Source organism: Syntrophaceticus schinkii (assembly GCF_000946815.1).
Classification (GTDB): Bacteria; Bacillota; DSM-12270; order Thermacetogeniales; family Thermacetogeniaceae; genus Syntrophaceticus; species Syntrophaceticus schinkii.
In genome coordinates this window covers 22,589-33,595 of sequence record NZ_CDRZ01000280.1, presented here as the reverse complement: position 1 = coordinate 33,595, position 11,007 = coordinate 22,589, and the positions used below count along the sequence as shown (strand labels likewise).

General features: G+C 48.2%; 7 protein-coding genes, 1 tRNA gene and 1 pseudogene. 8 read left to right on the top strand and 1 reads right to left on the bottom strand.

All coding sequences use genetic code 11. The features are described 5' to 3' along the window. Nucleotides 1-703 precede the first annotated feature (703 nt). From SSCH_RS14400 to lon, 7 genes and pseudogenes are all read left to right on the top strand, one after another. A tRNA-Leu gene (locus SSCH_RS14400) sits at nt 704-787 on the top strand. 98 nt (nt 788-885) lie between these two features. Beyond that, nucleotides 886-2,265, top strand: a complete 1,380-nt coding sequence (gene tig / locus SSCH_RS14395; RefSeq protein ID WP_052835697.1) for a trigger factor — start codon at nt 886-888, stop codon at nt 2,263-2,265. Nucleotides 2,266-2,394: 129 nt separating this feature from the next. Continuing rightward, nucleotides 2,395-3,003: an ATP-dependent Clp endopeptidase proteolytic subunit ClpP gene (clpP, locus tag SSCH_RS14390; RefSeq protein ID WP_044666086.1), complete on the top strand. Its 609-nt coding sequence runs from the start codon at nt 2,395-2,397 to the stop codon at nt 3,001-3,003. A gap of 22 nt (nt 3,004-3,025) precedes the next feature. Further along, complete coding sequence (clpX, locus tag SSCH_RS14385) at nt 3,026-4,279, top strand: ATP-dependent Clp protease ATP-binding subunit ClpX (protein ID WP_044666082.1); 1,254 nt, start codon at nt 3,026-3,028, stop codon at nt 4,277-4,279. A gap of 604 nt (nt 4,280-4,883) precedes the next feature. Continuing rightward, on the top strand, nt 4,884-6,377 hold the full coding sequence (gene lonB / locus SSCH_RS14380; protein WP_232294506.1) for an ATP-dependent protease LonB: 1,494 nt from the start codon (nt 4,884-4,886) through the stop codon (nt 6,375-6,377). Next, complete coding sequence (locus SSCH_RS22580; protein WP_232294505.1) at nt 6,328-6,528, top strand: S16 family serine protease; 201 nt, start codon at nt 6,328-6,330, stop codon at nt 6,526-6,528. Before lonB ends, SSCH_RS22580 begins: the two co-directional genes overlap by 50 nt. Nucleotides 6,529-6,682: 154 nt before the next feature. Next, a pseudogene (gene lon / locus SSCH_RS14375) lies at nt 6,683-9,008 on the top strand (endopeptidase La). A gap of 158 nt (nt 9,009-9,166) precedes the next feature. On the opposite strand, the gene SSCH_RS14370 reads toward lon, so the two are convergent. Next, nucleotides 9,167-9,925 (bottom strand): transposase, encoded by a 759-nt coding sequence (locus SSCH_RS14370; protein WP_044666081.1) that lies wholly within the window; start codon nt 9,923-9,925, stop codon nt 9,167-9,169. Nucleotides 9,926-10,111: 186 nt separating this feature from the next. On the opposite strand from SSCH_RS14370, the gene SSCH_RS14365 reads away from it, so the two are divergent. Continuing rightward, nucleotides 10,112-10,960 (top strand): phosphate ABC transporter substrate-binding protein, encoded by an 849-nt coding sequence (locus SSCH_RS14365; protein WP_198142517.1) that lies wholly within the window; start codon nt 10,112-10,114, stop codon nt 10,958-10,960. The last annotated feature ends 47 nt before the right edge of the window (nt 10,961-11,007 follow it).

Genomic DNA, 11,007 nt, shown 5'->3' with positions numbered 1-11,007 from the left:
CTAACCACTAACCACTAACCACTAACCACTAACCACTAACCACTAACCACTAACCACTAACCACTAACCACTAACCACTAACCACTAACCACCAACCACCAACCACCAACCACTTTTTTGACCAGGTTGTTGATTGCGGGTGACAGATAGGGTAATTCAATCCTGTAGAGGATTAAGAGGCTGTAACATCCGGCATCAGGCTCTGTTTTTACGCTGGGGGTTTACGTAGAGGGATAATGATGTTTGTGTAAATTACATACGCCAGAGTGCCTCCTAGAAGAATCAAGAGTAGAATAGCCACTATTTTTTCCATTAATCTTTGAGAAGCCCCCTTTTGTTACTGGTTATTCCTGTACTTAATGTAACCGGAAAGAGGGGGTATTTATTCCTGGTAGATAGGCTATGTCGCCCAGGTGGACACTGGCATAAATAAAAAACAGAGCCAAACTCATATATGATGCTTCCAGGTGTCAGGCACCGTCCTTTTTCTAATGACGATGTTTTTTGTGTGCCAGACACCATCTTTTTTCTAACGACAAACGACTAACTATCAACCCGAAAAACGGAAGCCGGAAACCGGAAGTCGGGAGCCTGAGGGATATGCATGTGCACTGGGGGCTGTCCCCTGTCACCCGTTAATCCCAGTTTTCCTGAAAATCGACTTGACGAACAAAAAAAGCGGTGCTATTATTGCTACGTAAGCGCGGGAGTGGCGGAATTGGCAGACGCGCTGGACTTAGGATCCAGTGGGTTAACCGTAAGGGTTCAAATCCCTTCTCCCGCACCAAGAGCCATACTGTTTGTAAGGCATGCTTGGCTATTAAGTAACAGCCGGGGATGCCTGTAAATATGATAATGGCAAGCAAAGAATGAGGAGGAGCATAAATGCGCGCAACCCTGGAAAGCATAGAAAAAAACCAGGCAACAATCCACGTGGAAGTGGAAGAGGAAAAGGTGGCAGAGGCGTTTGATCAGGCCTACCGTAAAGTTGTAAAAAAAGTTCTTATCCCCGGATTCCGCAAAGGAAAGACACCACGCCCGATCTTGGAGGCGCGTTTGGGGAAAGAGGTTCTTTATGAGGAAGCCCTGGAAATCCTCCTCGCTGAGGCTTATGAAGAAGCAGTTCGGGAAACCGCCATCGAACCAATCAACAAACCGGAGATCGATGTTGTACAGATGGAAGAAGGGAAACCCTTTATTTTCGATGCCAAAGTAGAGGTTCTTCCTGAGGTTGATTTAGGAGAATACAAAGGTGTTTCTGCGGTTATACCTGAGGTAAAAGTAGGGGATGATGAGATTGAGGCTCACCTCAAACTACTGCAGCAGAGGCATGCCAGGTTGGTTGATGCCGGTGACAAACCTGTAGATGACGGGGATGTCGCAGTTATTGAACTGGAAACAAGAGTTGATGGTGATCTAGAGCCGCGGCTTTCAGGACCTGATCAGATTGTAGAAGTGGGGGCGGCAAAGTTTATCCCTGGTCTGGAGGCCCATTTGTTGGGCATGAAACCCGCAGAAGAGAAGAATATCACCATGAATTTACCATCGGTTTTTCAATACGAAGACCTGGAAGGCAAAGAAGCTGAATTCAAGGTGAAGATTATTGCTGTTAAAGAGAAAGAGTATCCGGAGCTCGATGATGACTTTGCAAAAGATGTCAGTGAATGCGCAACACTTGATGAATTTAAAGAATTCCTGCGCGATAAAATGGAAGAAACAGGGCATATTAACGCCAGGCGCATCTTTAAGGAGAGGGTTGTGGAGAAGGTTGTTGATGGAGTTGAAGTGGATATTCCTGAAACCTTGCTCAATCAACAGCTAGAAATAGAAACCAATCGCTTTGTACAGCGTTTGGCCATGCAGCGGGTTACTGTCGATGACTACCTGAAGATGAGCAACAAAGATACTGATGGACTCCGCGAAGAACTGGAGAAAGGGGCACGAGCGGCGATCAAAACTAGGCTTGTGCTCGGTGCAGTGGCCAAGGCTGAAGGAATTAAGGTAACTCCTGAAGAATTAACAGAGGAGATAGATGATCTGTCTGCCCAGTATAATGTAGATGCAGATAAGCTTCGCGCAGATTTGGAAGCCAGAAACCAGCTTTACTTCCTGGAAGAGGGACTGCTTTTTGACAAGGTGCGGGATTTCCTGGCCGACAATGCAGTTGCGCTTACTGAGGAGCCACCACAGGAAGAAACAGGAGAGCAAGAAGAGAAACAGGATGAAGCCGGCCAAGAAGAACCGCAGCCACCTGAAGAAGATTAATGAATTAATCACAAAAAGGTGGATGGAAAGGGCCGCGGAGTTTAGATCAACTGCGGCCTCTTTTAACAGGTTCATTAATTTGGTATATTAATGTTAGAAGAAAATAAGAATATGAGAGCAGGTGATCTGATGACTAAGGCACAGTATTTGGTTCCTGTCGTGGTTGAGCAAACGAATCGCGGTGAAAGAGCGTATGATATCTATTCGCGGCTTTTAAAGGACAGGATTATTTTTTTGGGTACTCCCATAGATGATAATGTAGCAAATATCATTATCGCACAGCTTCTGTTTCTGGAAGCTGAGGATCCGGAAAAGGATATCTTCATTTACATTAACTCTCCTGGCGGATCCATCACCGCTGGGATGGCGATCTTCGATACCATGCGTTATGTGAAACCTGATGTTTCTACAATGTGTGTCGGTCTGGCGGCCAGCATGGGGGCTTTCCTGCTAGCTGCCGGCAATAAGGGTAAGCGCTTTGCTACTCCCAACAGCGAGATTTTGATCCATCAGCCCTTGGGAGGTGCTCAGGGGCAGGCTACCGATATTGAAATTCATGCTAAGCGCATCATCAAGGTAAGGGACCGGCTTAATGAAATCCTTGTAGAACTGACCGGCCAGCCACTTGAGAAGATTAAAAAGGATACCGATCGTGACACCTTTATGGACGCTAAGGAAGCGAAAGAGTATGGTATCATCGACGATGTAATCACTTATCGGGTTGATGAGAAGGTGTAATCCCTAAGGGAGGTGCGCGTTTTTGTACAAATTTGGTGATGAAAAAGGACAACTGAAGTGTTCCTTCTGCGGCAAACTGCAGGACCAGGTCAAGAAACTGGTTGCAGGGCCTGGTGTATACATCTGTGATGAGTGCATTGAACTATGCAACGAAATCATAGAAGAAGAACTGGGTGAGGACACTGAATTAGAATTAAGTGACATTCCCAAACCGCAGGAGATCAAAGCAGTTCTCGATCAGTATGTTATTGGCCAGGAATATGCCAAGAAGATCCTTTCGGTGGCCGTATACAATCATTACAAGCGGATTAATGTAGGGATGCGAGCCGATGATGTGGAACTCCAGAAGAGCAATATCGTAATGCTTGGTCCCACGGGCTGTGGGAAAACCCTTTTGGCTCAGACCCTGGCCCGTATCTTAAATGTGCCCTTTGCTATTGCTGATGCAACATCTCTGACTGAGGCCGGCTATGTGGGGGAGGATGTGGAAAACATTCTGCTCAAGCTGATCCAGTCTGCGGACTATGATGTGGAAAAGGCAGAGAAGGGAATCGTCTACATCGATGAAATAGATAAAATAGCTCGCAAATCAGAGAATCCGTCGATCACCCGGGATGTCTCCGGGGAAGGGGTACAGCAGGCGCTTTTAAAAATCCTGGAGGGGACAGTTGCCAGTGTGCCTCCCCAGGGAGGGAGAAAACATCCGCACCAGGAGTTTATCCAGATCGATACAACAAATATCCTGTTTATCTGCGGGGGTGCTTTTGAAGGAGTAGACAAGATCATCCAGAACAGGACAGGCAAGAAAACCATCGGCTTCGGAGCGGAGATCATCCGCCAGGAGCAAGAAATTGGCGAGATTTTAAGCCAGATCATGCCGGTGGATCTTCTGAAGTATGGCCTGATTCCTGAGTTCGTGGGAAGGGTTCCTGTAATTGTCACTCTTGAGGCACTTGATGAGGGCGCTCTGGTCAAGATTCTGACAGAGCCGAAGAATGCCCTGGCGAAACAGTACCAGAAGCTCTTCGAGCTTGATGGAGTCGCTTTGGAATTCAAAGATGAGGCTCTCCATGCAGTGGCTAAAGAGGCTGTGCGCAGAAAGACAGGTGCCCGGGGCTTGAGGGCAATCCTGGAGGACATCATGCTCAACGTGATGTATGATATACCATCCAGGGACGACATTACCAAGTGTGTGATAACCAAAGAGGTTATCGAGAAAAAGGAAGAACCGATACAGGTAACCGAAGACCGCAAGAAAAAGAGCGAAACAGCATAAGGGGTGCACAGCACCCCTTATTTTTTTGTGCTCGTTCACTCGCGTCAACTCGGTACCAGGTGTTTGCCATCCAGTGTGGCGTTAGATGATATGTGGCTCAGCCCTTTGTTGCTTCCAGGTACAAGCCCATCTTTTTTCCGACTTCCGACTAACTACCAACCCAAAGAACAGAAGCCGGGCATCGGAATGCCCAGCCTTGTGGCTTAATGGATGGCACACATAACCCTGGCGACCTTAACGATCCGCTTTAGACAACATAACTTTTCTAACCACCAACCTAAAGAACAGAAGCCGGATACTGGAAGTCGGAAGTCTGAGGGGCTGAGAAGCAGTCGTCGGTAGAATGTCCTATTGATCGAGATCACAATGTTATCTTTTTTAGGCAACATGGCAGTATTTTTATTCCAACCACTAACCACTAACCACTAACCACTAAACTGTCCCCCTTACACGCAGAAATGCACCGGGAACCGTCCCCGTTGCACGCGTCCCCGTTGCACGCCTTCCCCGGTTCAGGTTAAAAACCACGGTTTCTGGTAATAATGAGTGTTAAATATCGGAAATTACCGGGATAGGAGCTGTGGTTGTTGTGTCATATCCCAATTTGACAGGATTTAGTGGTGTGATCGGGATTATCCAGATCGTTTTTGTCGTTGTTGTCGGTTTGTATTTTTGGAATCTCCTGCGCAGTCAGCAGGGGACCCGGGTTGCAGTGGACCGGGAATCGAAAAAGGAATTGGAGAAGATCCAGCGCCTGCGCAGGATCTCGCTTGCTGAGCCGCTGGCTGAAAGAACACGCCCCCAGCGCTTTGAGGAGATCATCGGGCAGGAGGAGGGGCTGAAAGCCCTGCGTGCCGCTCTCTGTGGCCCTAACCCCCAGCATGTGCTGATTTACGGTTCACCGGGGGTGGGGAAGACTGCGGCTGCCAGACTTGTACTGGAGGAGGCCAAGAGCAATTCCTTATCTCCCTTCGGGAGGAACGCTAAATTTGTGGAGATGGATGCTACCATTGCACGCTTTGATGAGCGGGGGATCGCTGATCCCCTGATCGGTTCTGTGCATGATCCCATCTACCAGGGAGCAGGGGCGATGGGAGTGGCTGGGATCCCCCAGCCCAAGCCCGGGGCGGTCACTAAAGCCCATGGGGGAATTCTTTTTATCGATGAGATCGGAGAGCTGCATCCGATCCAGCTGAATAAGCTCTTGAAGGTGCTGGAGGACCGCAAGGTGGTCCTGGAGAGCGCCTATTATAACTCTGAGGATACACATATTCCGGCACATATCCACGATATTTTCCAGAACGGACTGCCGGCTGACTTCCGCCTGATTGGGGCTACCACCAGGCTGCCGGAGGAGATCTCCCCTGCTGTCCGGTCGCGGTGTGTGGAGGTCTTTTTCAGGTCACTGCTGCCTGAGGAGATCAGGAAAATAGCGGAGAATGCTGTTCAAAGGGTTGGGTTCACTTTTGGCCCAGGGGCACTGGATGTGGTGGACAAATACGCCTGCAATGGCAGAGAGGCCGTCAATATCATTCAAATTGCTGCCGGGCTCGCCCAAGAAAGGGAAACAAAAGAGATTTTGGCAGCTGATGTGGAGTGGGTGGTGAACAGCGGCCGGTATTCCCCTCGCCCGGAGCGGAAGATCCCATCTGAGCCTGCGGTTGGGCTGGTTAACGGCCTTGCTGTGATGGGGCCAAATTTGGGGACACTTCTGGAGATTGAGGTGTCTGTAAATCCTCCTCTGCAGGAGCGTGGAGAAGTAAAGGTGACTGGTATTGTGGAGGAAGAGGAAATGGGCGGCCTGGCGGGAAGGCGTGTACGCTGTAAGAGCATGATCAGGAACTCTGTAGATAATGCTCTGACAACACTGAGAGGCTTTCTTGATGAGGATCCGCGGCGTTATGATATCCATATCAACTTCCCCGGAGCTGTGCCTACAGATGGGCCATCTGCGGGTGTGGCTATTGCTGTGGGTATCTACTCTGCCCTTACTAAGAAGCAGGTGGACAACCAGGTAGCTATGACCGGTGAGATCTCTCTGCTGGGGGATGTCGAAGCCTGTTGGGGGAATTGTGGCCAAAGTAGAGGCTGCCTTTAGGGCGGGTGCGAAAAGAGTGTTGATTCCACAGGAAAATTGGCAGGAGCTTTTCCGTGAAGCCCCCCTTGAGGTGATTCCGGTTCGTCATTTGGAAGAGGTGATCAGCCTGGCCTTTCCTCCGATTCGTCGAACCGGACAGGTATCAGCATGAGATGCTGCTACCCCTTTTCCATTAAGTTAGGGTCCATTTTGTTGCAGGAACTATCAAGCTTGGGGTAGAATGTAGTTAAACAAAACATCTTCCCAGGTGAAAAGGGGGTGGCTGTATGTCTCAGAAACAAGACCAACATTTCGAAGAAAGCATTATGGTTCAGCGTGACGAGGACGAGGATGGGCGCACTATACCACTGCTTCCCTTGCGCGGTCTTTTGGTATTTCCGTACATGGTAATTCATCTCGATGTGGGGAGAGAAAAGTCGGTTGGCGCTATCGATGAAGCGATGCTCCATGACCGGGAGATTTTTCTTGTCACCCAGAGAGAAGCTCAGACAGATGAGCCGCGGGAAGATGACCTCTATCAGGTAGGAACAATTGCTGAAATTAAGCAGCTGCTTAAGCTGCCGGGGGGAACTTTCCGTGTGCTGGTGGAGGGTCTGAGGAGAGGAAGGATTAAACACTACCTGTCTTCAGAGCCCTTTATCCAGGTAGTTGTTGATGAATATCAAGAGGATTATGAAAAGACCCCTGAGGTCGAAGCAATGATGAGAACAGTGACCAACCAGTTCGAGGAATATGTCAAGGCAGGTAAGAAAATTCCTCCGGAGGCTGCGGTTTCTATTGTTTCCATCGATGACCCGGGGCGGCTTGCGGATATTATTGCGGCTCATATCAACCTGCGCGTAGGGGATAAACAGGCCATACTTGAGGCCTTCGATCCCAAGGAGCGCTTGAAAGAGTTAGGGAAGATCCTTTCTCGAGAGATGGAGATCCTGGATCTGGAGCGCAAGATCAACATGCGTGTGCGGAAGCAGATGGAAAAGACGCAAAAGGAGTATTATCTGCGTGAGCAGATGCGGGCGATCCAGAAGGAATTGGGTGAAAAGGATGAGCGCCAGGCTGAGGTAGAGGAATTGCGGGAGCGCATTGCTGAGGCAAACTTTCCCGAAGAAGTTGAGGAGAAAGCCCTCAAAGAGCTGGACCGCTTGGAAAAGATGCCGCCGATGGTTGCAGAGGCGGTGGTAGTCCGGAACTACCTGGATTGGCTGTTATCTTTGCCATGGACAAAGGAGACGAGAGACCGTCTCAAGCTGGATAAGGCTGAGGAGATTCTAGAGGCGGATCACTACGCCCTAGAGAAGCCTAAGGAGCGGATCCTGGAGTACCTGGCAATTAGAAAATTGGCGACCAAGATACGTGGCCCCATTATATGTTTTGTTGGTCCACCAGGTGTTGGTAAGACCTCACTGGGGCGGTCAGTTGCTCGAGCAATGGGGCGAAAATTTGTGCGGATTTCCCTGGGTGGTGTCCGTGATGAGGCAGAAATCCGGGGTCACAGGCGGACTTATGTTGGTGCACTTCCGGGCAGGATTATCCAGGGGATGAAGCAGGCGGGGACAAAGAACCCTGTTTTCCTCCTGGATGAGGTAGATAAGATGAATGCCGATTTCCGAGGGGATCCCAGTTCTGCTCTGCTGGAGGTGCTGGATGCAGAACAGAACCATGCCTTCAGTGACCACTATATTGAGGTGCCCTTTGACCTCTCCAAGGTGATGTTTATTACCACTGCCAATGTGGAGTACAACATACCTCGGCCGCTGCTTGATCGGATGGAAGTGATCCATCTCTCAGGTTACACTGAGGAGGAAAAGGTGAAGATCGCCGAACGCCACCTGGTTCCCAAGCAGCTGAAAGAGCATGGGCTCAAACCGCATCATCTCCAGTTTTCGGAGAACGCTCTGCGCGATATCATCAGACAGTATACCCGGGAAGCAGGTGTGCGCAACCTGGAGCGGGAAATTGCGACCATCTGCCGCAAGACAGCCCGGGAGGTGGTCAATGACAAGAAATACCGCGTCAAGGTTACCGCGGCCAATGTGGATGCCTTTTTAGGGATCCCACGCTTTCACTCCGGTGAAAAGGAGAAAGAAAACGAAGTTGGGGTGGCCACAGGCCTCGCCTGGACAGAGGTCGGCGGTGAGGTACTCAGTGTAGAGGTGGGTATCCGTAAGGGGCAAGGGTAAGATTACCCTTACCGGCAAGTTGGGCGATGTGATGAAGGAATCTGCCCAGGCAGCCTTCAGTTTCGTCCGCTCCCGGGCAGACAATCTCCAACTGGATGAAGACTTTCACGAAAAACATGACCTGCATATTCATATTCCGGAGGGTGCCATTCCTAAAGATGGGCCCTCAGCCGGAATTACCATGGCAACTGCCCTGGTTTCAGCCCTAACCGGCAGACGCATCAGGCATGATGTGGCCATGACCGGGGAAGTCACCCTGCGAGGACGTGTTCTTCCTGTGGGCGGCATCAAAGAAAAGGTGCTCGCTGCACACCGGGTAGGAATCAAAACTGTAATTATGCCAACGGAAAACAAAAAGGATCTTGAGGAGATCCCCCCCAATGTGAAAAGAAAACTCAACTTTGTGCTTGTTGACCATATGGATCAGGTTTTGAATGAAGCCCTAGGGTGACAGGGGGACGGGGGTCTTGTCATCTTATGAGATGATGAGATGACAAATGCCCAGGCGGCCCTCAATAAAAAGACTGATATGATTTGAGTAAAACGGTGCGGCTAGGAAGCTGGGGAGCTGCACCGTTTTTGTGACAGGGGGACGGGGGTTTTGTCGCATTATATCTTTTGAATTACTCCCCTACTGATTCCAGTTAACCTCTCAATTTGCCTGATGGATAGACCATATACCTTCTTAAGATCCTTTAAACATTGATTCCGTTTGTTTACATCAAACTTTTGTAAATCAATGGCATGGTCAACTTTGCAATGTTTTTTGATTATTTTTACGGCCTCGGCATCGGTTATTTGCCTTCTTTCAACGTCCAAGCATTGATCATTGTTTTCCTGGTTTATGAATTCTAGGAAGCTGCTTATAGCCTTTTTTCGATCTGTGTGAAATAAACTAAGGACAAAGTCAATGTCGGTTTTACTACTTTCTTCGAAATAATCGGAATAATTTGTCCAGACATGGTCTTCCACTCTTGTTACAATACCGGCCTTCACAGGATTTTGAAAGATGTACCGAAGTACTGTGAGAAAATATGTAGCGTCTTCTATTGGCTCACTTTTAAAACGATCCTGAAACAAGTAACCTACTCTGTTATATTTTTTGTTATACCATATAACATAACTACTGCATATCCTCCGCATAACAGTGCCTAATGGGTCTTTACCTTCCATTAGTAGTAAATGCAGGTGGTTCCCCATTAAACAATAAGCATATAACTTATATTCACAAATTTCCCTATATTTTTGTATGGTTTGAATGAATTTTACACTATCTTCTTCTTCCTCGAATAGAATTTGGCGGTTTATTCCCCTCATAATAATATGGTATATTCCACTTTCACTTTTTGTCCTTGCTGTTCTTGGCAAAAAAATCACCCCAAGGTAATCAATACCATAACAACATATTTGTGTCAACACCCCCGTCCCTTTATCAATTAACAGTCCCTTAATTAAATGGGTGATTTTCTTAACATAGCCGTAATGGGTTGTTAATTATCAATGTTTACTATGAGAAAGAAGCCAAAATTAATTATTTGAGGAGGTATGTGAGCAGTGAAAATTTCTAAGGTAAAGTTATTGGGTATAATGATGACCGCTTTGCTTTTAATAGGGGCGGCAGTTGGGTGCAGCGATTCTGGTCAGGATCCCACGAAAGGAAAAGGGTCATCGGAATTGAAAGGAGCTATTACTGTTGCTGGTTCAACTTCTGTACAGCCGCTCTCTGAGGAATTAGCCATGGCTTTCAAGGAAAAGCATCCGCAGGTTGATATTAACGTTGCCGGAGGTGGTTCTGGGGCAGGGATTAAAGCAGCACAAGAAGGCACGGCGGAAATCGGAGCCTCTTCCCGGGACCTTAAGCCCGATGAGGCTGGCTCTCTTAGCAAAACAATCATTGCTAAAGATGGAATTGCTATCGTTGTTCACCCGCAAAACAAAGTAAATGAACTCACTGTTGAACAAACAAGAAAAATATTTGCAGGAGAGATCACTAACTGGGATGATGTCGGCGGGAAGAGCGCAGCGATTAACCTGTTTACCAGAGAAGAGGGCTCTGGAACCCGGGATGCCTTTCAAGAGATGGTCATGGGAAAAGACACTAAAATCAGCGGAAAAGCGAGTGTGCTGAATGCCACAGGTGCTCTCCGTACTGCTGTTGCAGGTGATATTAATGGGATAGGCTATATTTCTCTTGGTAGTTTGGATAAATCGGTAAAAGCCCTTAAAATTGGTGGAATTGAACCTACCGAGGCTACTATACTAGACGGAACCTACAAAATTGCCCGGCCGTTTCTCTACCTGACCAAGGGTGAACCAGAGGGCATTGTCAAAGCCTATATAGAATTTGTACTGAGCTCTGAAGGACAAAAGATAGTAGCAGATAAATTTATTCCGGTGAAATAGTTCTCTGTTCAAATATATTTCTGCAGGGAGATTAGAAATATCTAGTC